Source organism: Sphingomonas fuzhouensis (assembly GCF_034659795.1).
GTDB lineage: Bacteria > Pseudomonadota > Alphaproteobacteria > Sphingomonadales > Sphingomonadaceae > Sphingomonas > Sphingomonas fuzhouensis.
The window spans coordinates 282,294-302,558 of the sequence record NZ_JAXSQY010000004.1; the positions used below are offsets into that span (position 1 = coordinate 282,294).

The 20,265-nt window shown below is 68.2% G+C and carries 17 protein-coding genes and 1 tRNA gene; 5 read left to right on the forward strand and 13 right to left on the reverse strand.

Annotation, left to right across the window (positions count from 1 at the left end):
• Window positions 1-133 precede the first annotated feature (133 nt).
• Window positions 134-1,354, forward strand: a complete 1,221-nt coding sequence (locus U1H82_RS11370) for an argininosuccinate synthase (RefSeq protein ID WP_322965026.1) — start codon at window positions 134-136, stop codon at window positions 1,352-1,354.
• Window positions 1,355-1,535: 181 nt separating this feature from the next.
• A complete protein-coding gene (locus U1H82_RS11375; protein ID WP_322965027.1) occupies window positions 1,536-3,200 on the forward strand; it encodes a hypothetical protein in 1,665 nt (554 codons plus the stop codon).
• Window positions 3,201-3,203: 3 nt separating this feature from the next.
• Here U1H82_RS11375 and U1H82_RS11380 read toward each other — a convergent pair whose 3' ends face one another.
• From U1H82_RS11380 to U1H82_RS11395, 4 genes are all read right to left on the reverse strand, one after another.
• Complete coding sequence (locus U1H82_RS11380; RefSeq protein ID WP_322965028.1) at window positions 3,204-4,334, reverse strand: GNAT family N-acetyltransferase; 1,131 nt, start codon at window positions 4,332-4,334, stop codon at window positions 3,204-3,206.
• A gap of 225 nt (window positions 4,335-4,559) precedes the next feature.
• The gene (locus U1H82_RS11385) at window positions 4,560-5,024 is read right to left on the reverse strand and encodes a RidA family protein (RefSeq protein WP_322965092.1); all 465 of its coding nucleotides are present in this window, start codon (window positions 5,022-5,024) and stop codon (window positions 4,560-4,562) included.
• 33 nt (window positions 5,025-5,057) lie between these two features.
• Window positions 5,058-5,684, reverse strand: coding sequence for an HAD family hydrolase (locus U1H82_RS11390; protein WP_322965030.1), 627 nt, complete (start codon window positions 5,682-5,684; stop codon window positions 5,058-5,060).
• Window positions 5,681-5,923, reverse strand: coding sequence for a DUF3572 family protein (locus tag U1H82_RS11395; RefSeq protein ID WP_322965032.1), 243 nt, complete (start codon window positions 5,921-5,923; stop codon window positions 5,681-5,683). The genes U1H82_RS11390 and U1H82_RS11395 overlap by 4 nt, the downstream gene beginning before the upstream one ends.
• An 80-nt stretch (window positions 5,924-6,003) precedes the next feature.
• Here U1H82_RS11395 and U1H82_RS11400 point away from each other — a divergent pair, with 80 nt between their 5' ends.
• Window positions 6,004-6,366, forward strand: a complete 363-nt coding sequence (locus U1H82_RS11400) for a response regulator (RefSeq protein WP_322965033.1) — start codon at window positions 6,004-6,006, stop codon at window positions 6,364-6,366.
• 577 nt (window positions 6,367-6,943) lie between these two features.
• On the opposite strand, the gene U1H82_RS11405 is transcribed toward U1H82_RS11400, so the two are convergent.
• Complete coding sequence (locus tag U1H82_RS11405; protein WP_322965034.1) at window positions 6,944-7,639, reverse strand: RlmE family RNA methyltransferase; 696 nt, start codon at window positions 7,637-7,639, stop codon at window positions 6,944-6,946.
• Window positions 7,636-8,679: a Ppx/GppA phosphatase family protein gene (locus U1H82_RS11410; protein ID WP_322965035.1), complete on the reverse strand. Its 1,044-nt coding sequence runs from the start codon at window positions 8,677-8,679 to the stop codon at window positions 7,636-7,638. Before U1H82_RS11410 ends, U1H82_RS11405 begins: the two co-directional genes overlap by 4 nt.
• A gap of 171 nt (window positions 8,680-8,850) precedes the next feature.
• On the opposite strand from U1H82_RS11410, the gene U1H82_RS11415 reads away from it, so the two are divergent.
• Window positions 8,851-8,924, forward strand: a tRNA-Gln gene (locus U1H82_RS11415).
• 62 nt (window positions 8,925-8,986) lie between these two features.
• Complete coding sequence (locus U1H82_RS11420) at window positions 8,987-10,564, forward strand: ArnT family glycosyltransferase (protein WP_322965036.1); 1,578 nt, start codon at window positions 8,987-8,989, stop codon at window positions 10,562-10,564.
• 11 nt (window positions 10,565-10,575) lie between these two features.
• Here U1H82_RS11420 and U1H82_RS11425 read toward each other — a convergent pair whose 3' ends face one another.
• The 7 genes from U1H82_RS11425 to U1H82_RS11455 form a co-directional block, all read right to left on the reverse strand.
• A complete protein-coding gene (locus tag U1H82_RS11425) occupies window positions 10,576-12,021 on the reverse strand; it encodes an efflux transporter outer membrane subunit (RefSeq protein ID WP_322965037.1) in 1,446 nt (481 codons plus the stop codon).
• Window positions 12,014-13,189, reverse strand: a complete 1,176-nt coding sequence (locus U1H82_RS11430; protein WP_322965038.1) for an efflux RND transporter periplasmic adaptor subunit — start codon at window positions 13,187-13,189, stop codon at window positions 12,014-12,016. The genes U1H82_RS11425 and U1H82_RS11430 overlap by 8 nt, the downstream gene beginning before the upstream one ends.
• Window positions 13,182-16,403, reverse strand: coding sequence for an efflux RND transporter permease subunit (locus U1H82_RS11435; RefSeq protein WP_322965039.1), 3,222 nt, complete (start codon window positions 16,401-16,403; stop codon window positions 13,182-13,184). Before U1H82_RS11435 ends, U1H82_RS11430 begins: the two co-directional genes overlap by 8 nt.
• A 155-nt stretch (window positions 16,404-16,558) precedes the next feature.
• Window positions 16,559-17,911, reverse strand: coding sequence for a sensor histidine kinase (locus U1H82_RS11440; RefSeq protein WP_322965040.1), 1,353 nt, complete (start codon window positions 17,909-17,911; stop codon window positions 16,559-16,561).
• On the reverse strand, window positions 17,901-18,575 hold the full coding sequence (locus U1H82_RS11445; RefSeq protein WP_322965042.1) for a response regulator transcription factor: 675 nt from the start codon (window positions 18,573-18,575) through the stop codon (window positions 17,901-17,903). Before U1H82_RS11445 ends, U1H82_RS11440 begins: the two co-directional genes overlap by 11 nt.
• A 367-nt stretch (window positions 18,576-18,942) precedes the next feature.
• Window positions 18,943-19,353 carry a DUF2721 domain-containing protein gene (locus U1H82_RS11450; RefSeq protein WP_322965043.1) on the reverse strand — a complete coding sequence of 137 codons (411 nt, stop codon included), beginning with the start codon at window positions 19,351-19,353 and terminating at the stop codon, window positions 18,943-18,945.
• A 68-nt stretch (window positions 19,354-19,421) separates the two neighbouring features.
• Window positions 19,422-20,228 (reverse strand): transporter, encoded by an 807-nt coding sequence (locus U1H82_RS11455; RefSeq protein ID WP_322965044.1) that lies wholly within the window; start codon window positions 20,226-20,228, stop codon window positions 19,422-19,424.
• Window positions 20,229-20,265 lie beyond the last annotated feature (37 nt).

Here is a 20,265-nt window from a genome sequence, read left to right on the forward strand (position 1 = left end):
CGGATCATCCCGGCCGCTCCTGACGGCCTTTGGCTGTCCGCGCAATGAACGACGCGACGCCAAGGTTGCGTGGGACCGCGACAGCGCATAGGGCGCGAGGCAAATCCATCCCCTCTTCATCAAGGACTTTGCCATGAGCGAAGATATCAAGCGCGTCGTCCTCGCCTATTCGGGCGGCCTCGACACCAGCGTCATCCTCAAGTGGCTGCAGCAGCATTATGGCTGCGAGGTCGTGACCTTCACCGCCGATCTGGGCCAGGGCGAAGAGCTGGAGCCCGCGCGCAAGAAGGCCGAGATGGCGGGCGTGAAGCCCGAGCATATCTTCATCGACGATCTGCGCGAGGAGTTCGTCAAGGATTACGTGTTCCCGATGATGCGCGCCAATGCGCTGTACGAGGGCACGTACCTGCTCGGCACCTCGATCGCGCGGCCGCTGATCGCCAAGCGCCAGATCGAGATCGCCAGACAAGTGAACGCCGACGCGGTCAGCCATGGCGCGACCGGCAAGGGCAATGACCAGGTCCGTTTCGAGCTGGGCTATTACGCGCTGAACCCCGACATCAAGGTCATCGCGCCGTGGCGCGAATGGGACCTGACCAGCCGCACCAAGCTGATCGAATTCGCCGAGGCGCATCAGATTCCGGTCAGCAAGGACAAGCGCGGCGAGGCGCCCTTCTCGACCGATGCGAACCTGCTGCACACCTCGTCCGAGGGCAAGGTGCTGGAGGACCCGTGGGATGAGGTGCCCGATTACGTCTATTCGCGCACCGTCAATCCGGAAGACGCGCCCGACGTGCCCGAGGTCATCACCATCGATTTCGAGCGTGGCGACGGCGTCGCGCTGAACGGCGAGGCCTGCTCGCCCGCCACGCTGCTCACCAAGCTGAACGAGTTGGGCCGTCGCCACGGCATTGGCCGTCTCGACCTGGTCGAGAACCGCTTCGTCGGCATGAAGAGCCGCGGCATGTACGAAACGCCGGGCGGCACCATCTATGCGCTGGCGCATCGCGGCATCGAGCAGATCACGCTCGACCGGGGTGCCGCGCATCTAAAGGACGAACTCGCGCCGCGCTATGCCGAGCTGGTCTATAACGGCTTCTGGTTCTCGCCGGAGCGCGAGATGCTCCAGGCCGCCGTCAACCACAGCCAAGAGAAGGTGACCGGCACCGTCCGCCTGAAGTTGTACAAGGGCCAGGCGATCGTCACCGGCCGCAAGTCGCCCTACAGCCTCTACTCGGAAAAGGTCGTCACCTTCGAGGACGATCAGGGCGCGTATGACCAGCGCGACGCGGCGGGCTTCATCAAGCTCAACGCGCTGCGCCTGCGCCTGTTGGGCCGTCGCGACCGCGACTGATCCGGTTCCGGAGCGGATTGCCGAAGGGGCGGGCGGGGCAACCTGTCCGCCCCTTTTCGCTGCCTGTCATCCAGACACCGTCATCCCGGCAAAGGCTGCGATCGCCGCCCGCAACCACTCGCCGCACTGCAACGCGCGTTCGTCTTGTCCAAGCCCCCTGTGATCCGCTAGGCCGACCGGCATGAATGGGGGAAAGCTCAACTGGTGGCAGACGCGGTGGTTCGTCGCGGCGATGGCGCTGCTCGCCGCCGTACCACTGCTCTGGCCGACCGTGCCGCCGCTGGTCGACCTGCCGGGCCATATGGGGCGGTATCGCGTCCAGCTGGAATATGCGCATCAGCCCTGGCTGGCGCATTGGTATCGCTTCGAATGGCAGATGATCGGCAATCTGGGCATCGACCTGTTGATCGAGCCGCTGGCGCCGATCTTCGGGCTCGAACTCGCGGTCAAGCTGATCGTGATCGCCATTCCGGTGCTGACCGTCACCGGCCTGTTGTGGATCGCGCGCGAGGTGCAGGGGCGCATTCCGGCGACCGCGCTGTTCGCGCTGCCGCTGGCCTATAGCTATCCCTTCCAGTTCGGCTTCGTGAACTTCGCGCTGGCGATGGCGCTGGCGCTGAACCTGTTCGCGCTGTGGCTGCGCATGGGGCGGCTCCATGCGGTGCGGCTGCGCGCGATTATCTTCGTGCCGCTGTCGTGCATCCTGTGGGTCGCGCATACCTTTGGCTGGGGTGTGCTAGGCGTGTTGGCCTTCTCGGCCGAGCTGATCCGCCAGCACGACATTCGCCGGGCGAAGGGTGCGCGCGGGGTGAAGGGCTGGGCCGAGTCGGCCTTCCATGCCGGGCTGGGCTGCGTTCCGCTGGCGCTGCCGATGGTGCTGATGGTGCTGTGGCGGTCGGGTGCGGACGTGACCGGCAAGACCGGCGACTGGTTCAACTGGCGCTGGAAGATCAACTGGGTAACCATGGTCCTGCGCGATCGCTGGATGGCGTTCGACCTCGCCTCGGTCACGGTGCTGTTCCTCGTCCTGCTCAAGGGCGTGCGCGACGAGCGGGTCGAATATTCGCGCAATCTGGTGCTGTCGGCGGCGTTCCTGTTCGTCGTCTATCTGCTGCTGCCACGCGTCGTCTTCGGATCGGCCTATGCTGATATGCGCCTCGCCCCCTATGTCCTCGCCATCGCACTGATCGCGCTGCGTCCCCGGCGCGGGCTGTCGTTGCGCGGGGCGTCGACGCTGGCGATCGTCGGCCTGTTGTTCTTCGTCGTGCGGATCGGCGCGACCACGGTCAGCTATGTGATGTACAGCAACGACTATGACCGGGTGCTGACCGCGCTCGATCATGTGCCGCCGCGCGCGCGGTTGCTGACCTTTGTGGGCCGCCAATATTGCGCCGATGTCTGGCCGTCGAGCCGGTTGGAGCATGTCGCGGGCCTCGCGCTGGAGCGCAAGCTGGCCTATGCCAATGATCAATGGTCGATGGCGGGCGGACAGCTGCTGACGGTGCGCTATGCCCCGGCCAAGCGGTTCGCGCACGACCCGTCCGAGATCGTGACCCAGCGGCGCTGTCGCGGGCAATGGTGGCGGCCGGTCGACACCGCGCTGAAGCTGCTGCCGCGCGATGCGTTCGACTATGTCTGGCTGGTCCATGCGCCGCGCTATGACGAAAGCCTGACGCGCGGGTTGACGCCGATCTGGCGCGAGGGCGACAGCGTGCTCTATCGGATCGACGATCGCCGCCCGATCATCGACCCGGCGGCCTATGAACTGCTCAGCCGCCCGTTGCCCGAGGAAGAAAAGCGCGCCCCCGCCCGGCGCAAGGCGACGGCGGATAAGGACGACGACTGAGCCTCACCCCCGGCGGAACGGGGTGAGTTCGCCCAGATACTCGCTTTCCGCTTCGATCGCCTGACGCTCGCGTTCCACGAACTCGGCAACGGCGCGGCGGAAGGCGGGGTGGGGGATGTAATGCGCCGACCAGGTCGGCACGGGCACATAGCCGCGCGCCAGCTTGTGCTCGCCCTGTGCCCCCGCTTCGACCGTCGCCAGCCCGCGTGCGATGGCGGCGTCGATCGCCTGGTAATAGCAGAGTTCGAAATGGAGAAAGGGCACCTCCTCGACCGCGCCCCAATAGCGGCCATAGAGCGTATCTTCGCCGATCAGATTGAGCGCGCCCGCGATCGGCATGCCGTCGCGCTCCGCCAGGATCAGCAGCACCTTGTCGCCCAGCCGCTCGCCGATCCGGTCGAAGGCGGCGCGGGTCAGATAGGGCTGGCCCCATTTGCGGCTGCCCGTATCCTGATAGAAGACCCAGAAGGCGTCCCAATGCTCCGGCTGGATGTCGTTGCCGGTCAGGTGGCGGATGGTCAGTCCCTCGACGGCGGCGGCGCGCTCCTTGCGGATCGCCTTGCGCTTGCGGCTGGCGAGCGCGTTCAGGAAATCGTCGAAATGGGCGTATCCGTCATTGCGCCAGTGGAATTGCACCCCTTCGCGGATCAGCCAGCCCGCCGCCTCGAAATGCGGCACCTGATCGGGGGCGACGAAGGTGACGTGGGCGGAGGACAGCTCGTTCTGGTCGGTCACCGCCTCGATCGCCGCGATCAGCGCAGGCGCAAGCGCGGGATCGCGCAGGAGCAGCCGGGGGCCGGGCACCGGCGAGAAGGGCGAAGCAATCTGAAGCTTGGGATAATAACGCCCCCCGGCGCGCTCCCAGGCATCGGCCCAGCCATGATCGAAGACATATTCGCCCTGGCTATGCGCCTTAAGATAGGCGGGCGCGATCGCGGCGGGTTGGCCGTCCGGGCCATCGATGACGATCGGGGCAGGCGTCCAGCCGGAGCGGCCGCCGACGCTGTGCGAGTCTTCCAGCGCGGTCAGAAAGGCATGGGAGACGAACGGGTTGGCCGTGCCTGCGCAGGCGTCCCACTGGTCGGGGGGCAGGGCGGCGACGCCGGACAGGATACGCGCGACGGCGGTGGTCATCGCGGTGGGATATGCGGTGTGGGATGGGGTGGGACAAGGGGGCGAGCGGGTGGCTTGTGGAAGCGGACCCTCCCCCATCCCCTCCCGCCTGCGGGAGGGGCGTGCTTCGCTGCAACGACAAGCTTCCATCGCGAAGGCGGGAAGACGCCCGCCAGGTATCGCTCCCCTCCCGCAGGCGGGAGGGGATGGGGGAGGGCAGGGCCGCAAGGACCCCACCCCGGAAAATCAAGCCAATTCGACGATCGCATCTACCTCGACCGCCGCACCCAGCGGCAGCACCGGCACGCCGACCGCCGAGCGCGCATGACGCCCCGCTTCACCGAACAGCGACACCATCAGCTCGGACGCGCCATTGGCGACCTTGGGCTGGTCCACGAAATCTCCGGCCGAATTCACGAACACGCCCAGCTTCACGATCCGCTTCACGCGGGTCAGGTCGCCGCCGAGATGCTTCTTGATCTGGGCGACCAGCATCAGGCCGCAGGCCTGCGCCGCCTTCTGCCCGTCTTCCAGCGAGACGCCGTCGCCCAGTCGTCCGGTGACGAGCTGGCCGTCGATAAAGGGCAGCTGGCCCGAAATGTGGAGAAGCCCACCCGCCTCAACGACGGGGACATAGGCGGCGACGGGGGCGGCAGCCTCCGGCAGGGTGAGGCCGAGCTGCTCGAGCGCGCGATCGATATGCGTGGTCATGGGGCGAGACATGGCGCGCTCGCCCCGTTGGCGTCAAGCCGTGGCGGGCCGCCTCTCGGCGAAGCGCGCCGCGATCCAGGCCTCGGCCTTGCGCCAATCGTCGATCCGCGCATGGGCGTGCGGCGCCGGGGGCACGTGCGGCGCCATTTCGGGCTCCGACACCATGTGCAGCCGGTGGACCTGCGGCGCGTGGGTCGCGACCGAGGCGTGATGCTGGGGCAGGTCGTCGACGAAGACGGTGACGGGGTTGCCATGCTCGGCAACGAGTCGCGCGACCGGCTCGCCCTTGCCGCCATTGTTGCATTGGACGCGGTGATGGATGCCGAAGCGCGCGAGTTGCTCGATCCGCGGCTGGCGGCATTCCTCGATCAAATTGGTCAGGATGACGATGTCGGCTTGGGCCCCCAGCGCCGCCAGCGCCTCGGCCGCGTGCGGGACCAGCGTCTGGCGCTCCATCTGGCCGGGGAAGAAGCCGTGGAGCAGGTCCCAGGCCTCGGCCTGGCTCGGCGCAGACTCGCCGTTCCGCCGGGTCATCGCGCCGAAGAAATCATGCCGGTCGATCGCGAAGTCGATATCGTGCGATTCGTCCAGCCAGGTGCGGAAATGCCGGACCATATGCACCAGCACTTCGTCGCAGTCGCAGATCAGCAGCGGCTTCATGCGGCCTCCAGCACCCGGCGCGCGGCGACCAGCGCCTCGGGCCGTTCGCCCAGGTCTTCGGCACAGGCGATCAGATCGGCCTCATGCCCCTCCAGGAAGGCCAGGATCGCCGCCAGCACGCCGGGCTCGCCCGCGCCGCCGCGCAACTCCTCGACCGACAGCCCGGTCAGCGCCAGCAGGCGTTCGGCGCGCGACGGGCTTTGCAGCGTCCACACCAAAGCCTGCAGCGCCAGTGCCATGGCCCCCTCTATCCGTGCGGGTTCGATTGTATCCGGTCCGGGCATTGCCTATCGTCACTTTGGGTAATGGTGGAGCGGGCGTGACAAGAAAGGTGCTCGTTGTCGAGGACAACGAACTCAATCTGAAACTCTTCTGCGATCTGCTGCGCGCCCATGGCTTCATCGCCGAGCCGGTGCGCGACGGGCGCGAAGCGGTGGCGCGCGCGCGGGAGGTGGAGCCCGACCTCATCATCATGGACATCCAGATGCCGCATGTGACCGGCTATGAGCTGATCCTGGAGCTGAAGGCGGACGAGGAACTGCGCCGCATCCCGGTGATGGCGGTGACCGCCTATGCGGGCCGCGACGACGAAGACCGCATCCGCGCGGCGGGGGCGGATTCCTACGTGTCCAAGCCGATCAGCCTGATGCGCTTCATGGAGGCGGTGAACGCGTTGGTGTGAGGGGGGAACCTCCCCCGTTCGCCTCGCCCCCAGCCTCCGTTCGCACTGAGCGAAGTCGAAGTGCACTCCCCGAACCTATGCCGCGAGCGCTATCCCGTGGCCTTCGACTTCGCTCAGGCTGAACGGGGGTGGGAAGAACCAAATGTCCACTTTTAGTGGTTAGCGGCCGTTCATTCGCCGATGCTGGCGTGGTACAAAAGCTTGCCGGTCCGGTTTGAGAAGCAGGTCATGCTTGTGCCGCCGACGACTCCCCAGCGCGGCCGCAGCTCGACGCAATTGCGATCCGGGAAGGACACCGTCACGGGCAGGAGCAAGTCCTCGATCTCTCTGGCCGTGCTACGTTCTACCCGAGCTTTGATCGCGTAGGCCCGACGCTCTAGCGGTGCATCCAGTGGATTACGGACCTCTTGCTGCAAGTGGCGAAGGCGGCTTTCCGCAGTCAACCAAAGACTTGTCAGGGTGACACAGGCGGCCAAAAGGACGACACAGAGGAGCGGTAGCCAGCGGCGCATACGTCAGAACAACACGCGCCACGAACGTCCGCAAGTGGGCGAAAGCGGACCCCGCCGCTCCCCCCTCACTCCTCCGAAGCATCCTCCACCACCGCCGTCTTCCGCCCCTTGAACCCCTGCGCGACGACGAACCATTCCACCGAACCCTTGCGGCTCGACGGCGGCTTGGCGTGCTTCACGGTGGCGAAGTGGCGTTTCATTTCGGCGACCAGTTGCGAGTCGGCGCCGCCCGCGAAGACCTTCGACACGAACACGCCGCCAGGCGACAACACGTCGCAGGCAAAGGCGAAGGCCGTCTCAACCAGGCCCATGGTGCGCAGCGCGTCGGTCTGGGGGTGGCCGACGGTATTGGCCGCCATGTCCGACATGACGAGGTCGGGCGCGCCGCCCAGCGCGTTCATCAGCGTGTCGGGCGCGGCATCGTCCATGAAGTCCATCTCGAAGATGGTGACGCCGTCGATCGGGTCGACCGGCAACAGGTCGATGCCCACCACGCTGGCGTTCGGGACCTGGCGCCGCACGACCTGGCTCCAGCCACCCGGCGCCAGCCCTAAGTCGATGATCCGCTTCTTGCCGCGCAGGAAGCCGAACCGCTCGTCCAGCTCGATCAACTTGTAGGCTGCCCGGCTGCGATAGCCCTCCGCCTTGGCGCGGCGGACATAGGGGTCGTTCAACTGGCGCTCAAGCCAGCGAGTCGACTGGGCGGTGCGCTTCCGCGCGGTGCGCACCCGCTGGTGCAGCCCTGCATTGCCTCTGCTCACGGTCTGGCGATTCCCATCAAACGGCGCAGGATTCCCTCGCGAATCCCGCGGTCGGCGATCCCTAGCCGCTCGGCGGGCCAGAGGTCCAATATCGTCTCCAGTATGGCGCAGCCCGCCACCACCAGATCGGCGCGTTCGGGGCCGATGCACGCCACCTTGCCCCGCGCGGCCAGGCTCTTGCGCGACAGGTCGGCGCTGATCGTGCGCATCGCGGACGTGGGCACGATCAGCCCGTCGACGGCGGCACGGTCATAATGGCTGAGCCCCAGATGCACGCTGCCCAGCGTCGTCACCGTGCCGCTGGTGCCGAGCAGGCGGGGGCGCTTGAGATTCTTCGGCAGGCGCGCGGCGAAATCGGCGAAGCTGTCCGCGACGATTCCGCGCATCCGGGCATAGGCGGCCAGCCGCCCCGCCTCGCCCTCGCCGCCGCCTGCGCTTTCGGTCAGCGAGACGACGCCCCAGGGCGCCGAATGCCAGTCGAGGATGCGGGGGCTGGGACCATGGGTGTCGACCAGCACCAGCTCGGTCGAGCCGCCGCCGATGTCGAAGATCAGCGCGGGGTCTTCGCCCGGCTCGATCAGCGCATGACAGCCGAGCACGGCGAGGCGCGCCTCTTCCTCCGCCGAGATGATGTCGAGGTGGATGCCGGTTTCGGCCAGCGCCCGCGCGATGAAGGCGGGGCCGTTGGCGGCGCGGCGACATGCCTCGGTCGCGACGGCGCGCGACAAAGTGACGTTGCGGCGCTTCAGCTTGTCGGCGCACACGCGCAGCGCGGCGATGGTGCGGTCGATCGCGGCATCGGACAGGCGGCCGGTGGTCGCCAGCCCCTCGCCCAGCCGGACGATTCGCGAAAAGGCGTCGACGACGGCAAAGCCGCCGCCCTGCGGCCGCGCGATCAGCAACCGGCAATTATTGGTGCCCAGGTCGAGCGCGGCATAGGCCTGCGCATCCGACCACCGGCCACGCTGGGGCCGGGGGGGTGCCGAACGGGCAGGGGGCTTGGCCTGCCGGTACGGCCTTCGGGTGGGAACATCCCCCATCGCCGTATCTCGCTTTATTCTGTTCTATCCGTCACGAACATGAGCGTTCGCCGGTGCTTGGACCCCAAGGTAGCGAGTCGGTGCCCGCACGACAAGACGCGGGGGCGGCGCGTGCGTGTAAATCGGGTTGACAGCATCGATTCGGCCGCCTAGAGGCACGCCCCTGTTCGATGCCCCGTCGTCTAAAGGTAAGACCACGGACTCTGACTCCGTTAATTGAGGTTCGAATCCTCACGGGGCATCCAGATTTCCCTATATCGCCGGTTCGTCACCCTCTATCGCGCCTCGTCTGACGGGGGGATGGAGCATGCGGCATTGGGTCTGGACGATCGGGGCGGCCGTGATGCTGGGGCTGGCATCGCTGGTTTTGGCCTGGGCGATGGGTGGGATCACCGGCAGTTTCCTGGGCCCCGATGAATCGGCGCATTACGTCAATACGCTGTTCCTGGCCGACTGGCTGCGTGCCGGGCTGCCTAGCCCGATGGGCTTTGCGCGCGATTATTATGTCCATTACCCCAAGCTATCGATCGGGCATTGGCCGCCGGGCTGGTATGCGCTGCTCGCACCCGGCTTTGCGCTGATCTGGCCCTCGCCCTTGGCCGCCGCCATGTTCAGTGCGTTCGTGGCGGGGCTGCCCTGTGTGCTGGTGTTGTGGGGGCTGGCGCGGACGGGGCACCCGCGCGTCGGGCTGGCGGCGGCGTTCGCCATGCTGCTGTCGCCGCTGGTGATCGAAAGCGCGCAATCCTTTCTGCTCGATCAGCCGGTGGCATTGGTCGTTGGGCTGGGCGCGATCGCCTGGCTGCGGGCGGCGGAGCGGCCGGGATGGGGGCGCTTCCTGCTGTTCGGCGCGCTGGCGGCGTTCGCGCCGCTGGTGAAGGGCAATGGCGCGCTGATCGCGCTGGTCCCGGCGATCGAGATCCTGTTGGCGCGGCGCTGGCATCTGCTGCGCGATCGTCGGTTATGGGCGGTGGCGGCGGCGACGCTGCTGGTGGTGGCGCCCTGGTATTATGTGTCCTTCCGGATTTCGGCGGGGGGATTCAACTATGCGCCGGGGGCGGCCTATGCGTGGCTGGCGCTGTCGACCAACAGCGCGGCGCTGGTCGACGATCTGGGCTGGGTCGGTCTGGTGCTGGCGATTGCGGGAATCGGGATGGGGTGGCGGGACGCGCAGGCGCGGCCGGTGGTGCGGCTGGCGGTGGCGGTGATCGTCGCGACCCTGGCGTTTCAGTCGATCGTGCCGGTCGCGCTCGACCCGCGCTATATGCTGCCCGCCATCCCCTGGATGGTGATGCCGATCGCCCTGACGCTGGTGCTGGTCTGGCGACGTGGCGGGCAGGGGCGCGTGGCGGCGGGCATGCTGGCGGTGGCCGCGTCGATCGCGCCTGTCATGACGCTGATCCCCATGGCCCCCAAGCGCGATATGGCGGCCCCGGCGATCGTCGCCGCGATGCGGGATGCGCCCGGCATCTGGCTGGTCGATGGGCGCGCAGGGGGCGAGGGGGCGATCATCGCCGAGGCCGCCTATCAGGATCGCGGGTCCCGCAGGCTCTGGACCGCGCGGGCGTCGCAATGGCTGTCGGGCAGCGACTTCATGGGGCATGGCTATCACCTGATCGCGCATGACCCTGCCGAAGCCGCCGCCATTCTCGACCGCATCGGAACGGCGGGTGCGGTGATCGTGCGCGACCGGGCGCGCGACGCCTATCCGCACAGCGCGGTCCTGCGCCACCTGGTACAGGGCGGCGGCTATCGGGTGGTGCGGCACCCCTTCGCACAAGGGACGGGCGAGGTGATCGTCGCGGTCCATGCGCAGCCGGTGACCCCGCATCCCGAGCGATTGTCCGATGCCAGCGTCTCGCGCAACCTCAACAGCATGACCCGCTGAGCCGGTCGACCTCAGGACCCAGGCTGGCGGGGAAGGGGCGGCGCCGTCCATCCTCCGCCCAGCGCCCGGATCAGCGCGACGGCGGCGGCCAGCCGCTGCGTCTCTAGGGTCAGCGCCGCTTGCCGGTCGCGCAAGGCACTCTCCTGCGCGGTCGCCACGTCGAGATAGGTCGCGGCCCCCTTGATATAGCGGTCGAGCGCGATGACCTGGGTGCTGGTGGCGGCGGTCACCGCCTGATCCTGCGCCGTTTGCGCCGCGCCCAGATGGTGGAGCAGGGCCAGCGCGTCCTCGACATCCTGGAACGCACTCAGCGCATGGCCGCGGTAATCCGCGACCGCGCCGCGCCAGTCGGCACGGGCGGCGGCGACATCGGCGCGGCGCTTGCCGCCGTCGAACAGGTTCAGGATCGCGCCGGGCCCGATCGCCCAGAAGATATTGGGCGCAGCGACCAGCCCGGCGAGCGCGGTGCCCTGAAAGCCGCCGCTGCCGCCCAAGGTGATCTGTGGGAAGAAGGCCGCCTTGGCGACGCCGATCCGCGCATTGGCGGCGGCCATCCGCCGCTCCGCCGCCGCGATATCGGGGCGATGGGCAAGCAGGGTTGAGGGCAGGCCGATCGGGATGGCGGGCAGGCGCATCGCCGCGTCGCTGCGCGGGATCGAGAAGGTCGAGGCGGGCTGGCCGACCAGGCTGGCGATGGCATGTTCGGTGACGGCGCGGTCGGCCTCCAGCGCGGCATATTGCGCGCGCGCCTCGCCCAACAACGCACCCGCCCGGCCGACATCCATGCCGGTCGCGATCCCGCCGCGGAAGCGATTGCGGGTCAGCGCGTCCGCCTTGGCAAAGGCATCGATCGTCTGGTTGAGCAGCGAAAGCTGGCGATCCTTTCCGCGCAACCGCACGAAATCGGTCGCCAACTGCCCCTGCAGGGCCAGCTTCACCGCCGCCAGATCGTCTTGGCTGGCCTGGGCCAGCGCACGGCCCGCCGCGACCGAATTGCGCACCCTGCCCCAGAGATCCGCCTCATAGGATATGTCGCCGCCCAGCGTTGCGGCGGTGTAGAAATCGGGCTGGGTGCCGCCGCGCAGCGGGCGATCGTCCGACTGACGGTTGCGCAGGATGCCGGGCGTCAGCTCGACATGGGGGAACAGGCCGGAGCGTGCCCCCGCCAGCGTGGCGCGCGCGAGATCATAACGCGCCAAGGCCCCGGCCAGCGTCGGATTGTCGGCGTCGATCCGCGCCTCCAGCCGGTCGAGCGTGGCATCGCCGAACCCCGTCCACCAGTCTCCGCGTGGCGCGGCGGCGAGCGTATCCACCGGTTTCCAGGTCGAGTCGCCCGCCGCCTCCTTGAACGCCGGGGGCGCGGCGATGGCGGGGGGATGATAGGCGGGCGCCATCGAACAGCCGCCCAGCAGGGCCAGCGCCGCGCCCGCCATCCAGTGGCGAAGGGGGTCAGCCATCGTTGCTCGCCCCCACGCGAACCAGTTCGCCCTGCGCCAGCGAGTCCGGCGGATTGTCGACGATCCGCTCGCCCGGCGTGAGGCCGGACAGGATCTGCACGGTCGGGCCATTGTCCTGGCCGATATGGACAGGATGCAGCACGACGCGGCCCTGGGGATCGACGGTCGCGACCTGCGCGCCGCCCGCGCCGAACAGGATGGTGCTCGACGGCACCTGCACCGCGCCAGCCCGACCCGGCAGGTCGAAGCGCGCCTGGGCATAGCCGCCGGGCTTCAGCGCGCCGTCGGGATTGTCGGCGAACAGCTGGACCCGGAACGCGCCCGATTGCGGGTCGACCGCGCTGGACAATCCGGCGACCGTCGCGGTGAAGCGGCGTCCGGGAAAGGCCGGGACGGTCAGGGTCGCGGTCATGCCCGGCTTGATCGTCGCCGACAGCGATTGCGGCACGCTGACATAGACGCGGATGCGGTGGGTGTCGGCCACGCCGAACATCGGCGCCTGCGCGGCGGCGCCGGGGCCGACCAGGTCGCCGACCTCCGCATTGCGTGCGGTCACCACGCCCGCGAACGGCGCGCGGATGACGGCATAACGCTTCATCGCCTCCAGCCGCGACAGGGCGGCGCGCGCCTCGGCGACGCCCGCCGTCTTGACCGCCAGGTCGCCATTCTTCTCGTCAACCTCCTGCTTCGATACCGAGGAACTGGTCAGCAGGTCGGCCCAGCGCGCCGCCGTGCTGCGCGCCAGCTTTTCGTGGGCGATCGCACTGGCCAGCGCGGCGCGCGCCTGGTCGATCTGCTGGTCCAGCTCGGGCGTGTCGATGACGCCCAGCGGCTGACCCGCGCCGACCTGCGCGCCGATATCCTGCGACCAGCTGCGCACATAGCCGCTGACCCGTGGGAAGAGCCGGGCCGCGTCCCAGGCTTCCAGCGTGGCGGGCAGGTCGAGCGTATCGCTCGCCGCGCCGCTTTTCACTGGCACTAGATGGACGGTCGGGATGGCATTGGCGCTGGACCAGCTGGTCGCTGCCGCGACGTCATGGCTGCGCGTCAGGGCGCCGAGGGCGACTACCCCGATCGCGAGGGCGGCGGCGGTGAGCCCGGCGGTCTTCAGACCCTTGGGCGCAGGCGTGTCGGCCGACACAGCGGGGGCCGGGGCGGCGTTATGCATGGATGGCTTCTCCGATGGGCATAAGGGGGGTGGGCGCGGTCGCCGTCCGGCGGCGGTGCGCGATGGCGAAGACGACGGGCACGAAGACGAGCGTGGCGAGCGTGGCGCACAGCAGGCCGCCGATGACCGCGCGACCGAGCGGCGCGTTCTGCTCGCCCCCCTCGCCCAGGCCCAACGCCATGGGGGCCATGCCGATCATCATCGACAAGGCGGTCATCAGCACCGGGCGGAAGCGGGTGGCGCCCGCCTCCATCGCCGCCTGGATCGCATCGCCGCACGCCGCCAGCCGTTCGCGGGCAAAGCTGACCACCAGCACGCTGTTCGCGGTCGCCACGCCCATGCACATGATCGCGCCGGTCAGGGCGGGCACGCTGAGCGGCGTGTGCGTCGCGAACAGCATCCACACGATCCCGGCGAGTGCGGCGGGCAGCGCCGAGACGATCACCAGCGGATCGACCCAGCTCTGGAAATTCACGACGATCAGCAGGTAGATCAGGACGACCGCACCGGCGAGGCCGAGGATCAGGCCGGTGAAGGCGGTGTTCATCGTCTCCACCTGTCCGCGCATCGCCACGGTCGCGCCCTTGGGCAGCTGACCTTTGGTCTGGGCCAGCACCTTGTCGATGTCGGCGGCGACCGCCCCCAGATCGCGGCCCTGCGGCGTGGCATAGACGTCGAACACCGGCTGCACCGCATAGTGCGAGACGAGCGCGGGGCTGGGTTCGCGGTGCAGCGTGCCCAGCGCCCGCAGCGTCTGGAAACTGCCGGGGGCGCTGCCCGTGATCGGCAGATTGTCGATCTGTTCGATGGTGCTGGCGCGATATTGCGGGGCCTGCACCACGATCGGATAGGAGACGCCGTTCTTCGGGTTCAGCCAGAAGCTCGGCGCAATCTGGAAGCTGCCCGCCAGATTGACCGACAGGCTGCGCGTCACGTCATTCTCCGTGATGCCCAGGCGGCTGGCCTGTGCACGGTCCACATCGACCGCATATTCGGGATAGTTGGATGCCTGTTGCAGGCGGACATCGGCCAGCCCCGGAATCCGCGCCAGCCGGGCGACGAGCATCCGGGCATAGGCCTCGTTCCCGCTCATATCGGGCCCGGCGACCTGCACGTCGATCGGCGCGGGCGAGCCGAAGTTCAGGATCTGGCTGACGATATCGGCGGGCAGGAAGGCGAAGGAGGAACCGGGAAAGTCGTGGGGCAGCCGTTCGCGCAGCGCCTTGACGAACGCGGGCGTCGGGCCATGGCCTTCCTTCAGCGTGATCAGGATGTCGCCGTCCTGCGGACCCACGCCGCCGGTGTTGGAATAGGCGCGGTTGATGCCGCTGACCGGCAGGCCGATATTGTCGACGATGGTGTCGAGCTGGTCGGGCGGCACGATCTGGCGGATGCGGTTCTCGATATGGTCGAACAGCGCGGCCGTCTCCTCGATCCGGGTGCCGACGGGCGCGCGGACGTGAAGGCTGATCTGGCCCGCATCGACCGCGGGAAAGAAGTTGCGGCCCAGCATCGGCACCAGCGCGAACGACATCAGCACGACAATCATGAAGCCGATGACGAACGGCCGCCGCCGGGCGAGCGCAAAGGCGAGCAGACCGGTATAATAGCCGCGCACCGCCTCGAACCGCCGTTCGAAGCCATGCTGGAACCGGCGCAGCGGGTTGCGGCTGTCCGGGCGACCGGCCTGTGCGTCATGCGTCACCATCACCTCGGCGGTGTGCGCGCCGCCATGATCGCGCAGCAGGTAATTGCCCATCGTCGGGACCAGCGTGCGCGACAGGATGAACGAGGCGATCATCGCGAACACCACCGCCATCGCCATCGGCGCGAACAGGAAGCCCGCGACACCCGGCAGGAAGAACATCGGGACAAAGGCAATGCAGATGCACAAGAGCGAGACGAAGGCGGGGCCGACAATCTGCTTCGCACCGTCCAGGATCGCGTCGCGCACCGGTTTGCCCTGTTCGAGGTGCCAGTTGATATTCTCGATGGTGACGGTGGCGTCGTCGACCAAGATGCCGACCGCCAGCGCCAGCCCGCCCAGCGTCATGATGTTGAGCGTCTGTCCCGCCAGCGCCAGCCCCGCGATCGCCGCCAGAATGGCCAGCGGGATCGAGGCGGCGATGATGACCGTCGAGCGCCACGAGCCGAGGAACAGCAGGATCATCAGGCTGGTCAGCGCGGCGGCGATCACGCCTTCGCGCATCACGCCCGACACCGCCGCCTTCACGAACACCGACTGGTCGGACAGCAGCTTGACGTTCAGGCCGGGGGGCAGCGTCGCTTCCAGCCTGGGCAGCAGCGCCTTGACCTGATCGACGATCGCGATGGTCGAGGCCGAACCGCTCTTCAACACGGTCATCAGGACCGACCGCGCGCCGTCGACCCGCACTTCGTTGCGCTGCGGGGGCGAGCCGTCATGGACATGCGCCACGTCGCGCATCAGCACGGTCGTCCCGTCGATCGTCTTGATCGGCAGGTCGTTCAGTGCGTCGATCGCGTCGGGGCTGTTGTTGAGGCGCAGATTATATTCATACTGGCCGATCCGGGCGGTCCCGGCGGGCACGATCTGGTTCTGCTGCGCCAGCGCGTTCGCGACATCGGTCGCCGACAGCCGGTGGGCCTGGAGCGCGGCGGGATCGAGGTCGATCTGAATCTGCCGCTCCTTGCCACCGTAAGGCGACGGGATCGCCGCCCCCTGCACCGCGGCGAGCGCCGGGCGGATCATGTTCTGGCCCAGGTCGTAGATCGTCTGTTCGGACAATCCCTTGCCCGACAAGGCGAGCTGGAGGATCGGCACGGTCGAGGCGTTGTAGTTCAGGATCAGCGGCGGCGTGATGCCCGGCGGCATCTGCTTCAGCACGGTCTGCGAGGCGGCGGTCACCTGCGCGGTGGCGGTGCGGATGTCGACGCCGGGGCGGAAGAAGATCTTGACGATGCCGACGCCCGACAGCGACTGGCTTTCGATATGGTCGATATCGCCGACCGTCGCGGACAGCGAGCGTTCGTAATAATAGACGACACGGCCCGACATGTCGCGCGGCGGCAGGCCGCGATAGCTCCACACCGCCGCGATCACCGGGATGCGGATGTCGGGGAAGATGTCGGTCGGCGTCTCGACCGCCGCGATTCCGCCGCCCAGCACGATCAGGATCGCAAGGACGACGAAGGTATAGGGCTTGGCTAGGGCGAGCTTGACGAGCTGGAGCATGGGCATCCCGGTGTCGACACGGACAGGTGCCGACGGTGGCGCGGAATCAAGGGGGTGGGGAAACCGCTGCGCACCGTCGACGGGGACGTCCATCGCGCCATTCGGAAGGCCAGGCGACTTAAATGAATTTCACCGCCCGGCGGGGAAGGGGTGCGTCAGGCCGACCGGGGCCCGACCGCGATCCGCACGCACAGGCCCGGCGCGGCATCCGACAGATGCAGTTGGAAATCATGGAGATGCAGGATCGCCACGACGACGCTTAGGCCCAGGCCGCTGCCCGGTACGCCGTGCGCCGCTGCCCCCCGATGGAATCGGCGCAGCACCGCGTCGCGCTGGTCGGCGGGGATGCCGGGGCCATCGTCGCGCACCTCGATCGCGGGGCCGCGTTCGTCGTCCAGAACCGCGATACGGACCTGCCCGCCCGGTCGCCCGAACTTGATCGCATTGTCGATCAGGTTGCTCAGCGCCTCGAACAACAGCTTGTCGTCGCCTTTGACCGACAGGGGGCGGGTCGCGACGGACAGCGCGATGTCGCGGTCCTCGGCCAGCGGTTCGTACAGGTCGGCCACCTGGCTGACGAGCGCCTCCAGCCGGACCGTGCGGAAACCGGCGCGCCGCCGCCCCGCCTCCAGTTCGGAAATGCGGAGCAGCGCGGTGAAGCGTTCCAGGACCAGATCGAGATCGGCGGTCGCCCGACGGATTCCCGCCGCCACGCTCGCCGGATCGCCGGGTTGGTGACCGACCGCGTTCAGCGTGGCGCGAACGCGGGTCAGGGGCGTGCGCAGGTCGTGCGCGATCGCGTCGGTCACGCCCTTGACCTGCGCGACGACGCGGCCGACCTCCTCGACCGTCGCGTTCACCGTCCCGGCGAACTGGTCGAGTTCGTCATGCCGCCCGGCGATCGGCATCCGAACGGAGAAATCGCCCTTGGCGATCTCGCGACTGGCGCGCTGCAAGGCACGGACACGCAGCAGGGGGGCGCGGCTGAACAGGATCGCGGCCGCCGCGACGCCGATGATGGTCAGCAAGCCGCTGACGATCAGCGTCTCCAGGATGGTGCGGCGCAGGTCGCGCAGCAGGCTGATGTCGCGTCCGACCAGCAGCGTTTCCCCCTCTCGGGTCCGCAGCGCGACCAGGCGGAAAGGGCGTCGTGCGCCGTCCTCGACATCGATCGGAAACCCCGGCGCCAGCGGCCGCAGCAGGCGGACATTGCCGATGATCGGCGTCCCGTCCGTCGCGATCAGCGCCAGATAGTTGAACCCGGACCGGTCGCGCTGCAACTCGGCCCGGATGCGCCCCGGCAACTGGTCGGCGGGAACGGTCAGCAGCCGAACCGCGGCGGCATGCAGGATACGGTCGCTGCGCGCGGTCAGGTCGCGCTCGGTCGCGACATAGACGACGCTCAGCATCGCGATCAGCCCGACGACGAACACCGCGCCCAGCATGGCGGACAGGCGAAAGGTGCTGATCCGAACGATATCGCGCCAGCGCAGCCGTTCAGCCGCCATCGAACAGATATCCTTCCCCCTTCACCGTCTGGATGCGGGAGGGGCGGTCCGGCCGGTCGATCTTCTTGCGCAGTCGGGCGACATGCACGCTGATGAGGTTGGCGCCGGGATCGAAATAATAGCCCCAGACCCGTTCGAAGATGATCCGCCGGGTCATCACCTCGCCCTGGTTGCGCATCAGGAATTCGAGCAGACGGAACTCCATGTGCAGCAGCCGGACGGGCTCGCCCTCGACCTTGACGGTCCGGCGGACGAGATCGCATTCGATGCCGCCGCCGCGCAGCACGACCGCCTCCGCCTGATCGCGGCGGCGCAACAGCACCTCGACCCGCATCGCCATCTCGGCAAAGTCGAAGGGCTTGGTCAGATAATCGTCGCCCCCGGCGCGAAGTCCGGCGATCCGCTCGTCGACATCGCTCAGCGCGCTCAGCATCAGCACGGGGATGGTGATGTGCCGTTCGCGAAGCCGGGCCACCAGCGACAGGCCGTCCAGGCCGGGCAGCATCCGGTCGAGCGTGATCGCGTCGAACGCCGTGCGGGTCGCCAGGTCCAGCCCGGTGTCGCCGTCACCGGCATGACTCACCTCATGCCCATGCCGCTTCAACTCGGCAATGATCGCCGCGGCGGTGGCGTCGTCGTCTTCGATGACCAGGATGGCAGCCATGGCATCGGCATAGCCGCACCGCCGCGCCCTGGCCAAGGCGCGTAGGGCGGGTGAAATTCATTTAAGTCGGTCCCATGGGCGGATTGCGCGACAGAGCCGCCATTCCCGCATCTCAACGGAAGGGCATGTCATGCTGTGCACCCGCTTATGGATCATCGCCGCCTCGACCATGCTGGTCGCCGCTCCCGCGTTCGCCGCGCAGGACGATCCGGCGACGACCGACGACTGTTTCGCCGTGGCCGCCCCCATGGCGGACGCGACCCCCTGTTTCGAACCCGGCCATCGCAAAAAACAACATCACCATCCGTTGAGCGCCGACTCGCAGGCCGGACAGATAGTGACCGGTTCTGCTGGCGCGTCCCGGCGGTCAGCTGTCCTCGTCACGCAAGGCGCGTCCCGCGATCGTGATCTCGCTCACGAAACAGGCCAGTCCCGCGACGGCGCATAACAGGCCGCCCCCGAAGAAGAAGAACAGGACCGTCGCGTGCCCTGAATCGCGTAATGTCCCCAGAAAGAGCGTAATGGCCGCGCAACATGTCATGGCTCCTGCGGCGGCGGTCAGCATGACGGCGATGTCGAGGATCTTGGAGCGCAGACGCAAGCGCCGCATCTCGACGCCGTCCTGACGCCCGTCCTTCTTCAGGCCGAGTATCCGGTCGCTGATCCGCCCGAGCCGGGTCGAGAACACGTTCAGCAACGAGCCCACGGCGGTCAGCAGGAAAATGGGCGTCAGCGCCAGTTGGATGACATGGGCAGCGGCATTCAACGGATCGGTCATGGCGGTTCGGCTCCCCCGAGCTTGTGGATCGCTCGGACGGTCGGGAGGTTCCGAAGGATGGGGCGGCGCTAGAAGAGAATGGCGCCGCCGGTGACGAGGCGCAGGCTGGGGGCGGCATGGTTCAGGCCCGCCGCCGCCAGGATGTCGAGCTGGACGACCTTGGTCGGCCGCCAGGCTGCGGACAGCGCCGCCAGCGCCGAGGTCTCGTGCTGATCCGGCTCGTCGTCGCGCTCCAGCGACAGTTCGGCGGTCGCGGTGACCCGATCGGTGAATTTGTACCGCAGGCCGGTGATCTCGCTATAGGCCAGATGACGACCCATGCCCGACTGGTTCGCGGCCGCATCGGCCTCGCCCGTGATCGCGATCGCGACCTTTTCCGTCAGGTCGTACTGGACCGGGACGATGATCCCCGTCGACCAGGTCCCCGCCCCCACCGGATAGCGTCCGGTCGCGGCGGTGACGAAGGCCTGGACGCCCGCCGAGAAAGGCTTGCCCTTCTCACCCGCCAGATGCTGGCGGATGGCGAAGGTCATGTCGCCGGTGCCCGTCACGGTGTCGACCGTACCGGTGGCCGTGTCGCGTGTCCTGTCGCGGCCATAACCGACCCAGTCGAACTGGACCTCGGTATTCTTGCCGATCCCGAACCGGGTCAGGATGTCGGCGGTGACGATCCGATCCTCGCGCTGGTCGGGCTGGTCATCGCGCTGCCAGTCCAGCGTCGAAAGCTCGACATGGACCCGCCCCGGCTCGGTCGTGCAGCTCGAGCCGCCGAGATTCGGTCGGGTCGGGCAGAAGCGGGGTTCGTCGTCGGCCAGCGCGGGGGCGCTCACCGTCAGCGCCGCCACCCCCAGCGCCCAGTGCAAAGCCTTTCCCATCGACGCCCCCATAATCCCGTGATTCGAGTGCCTTGCA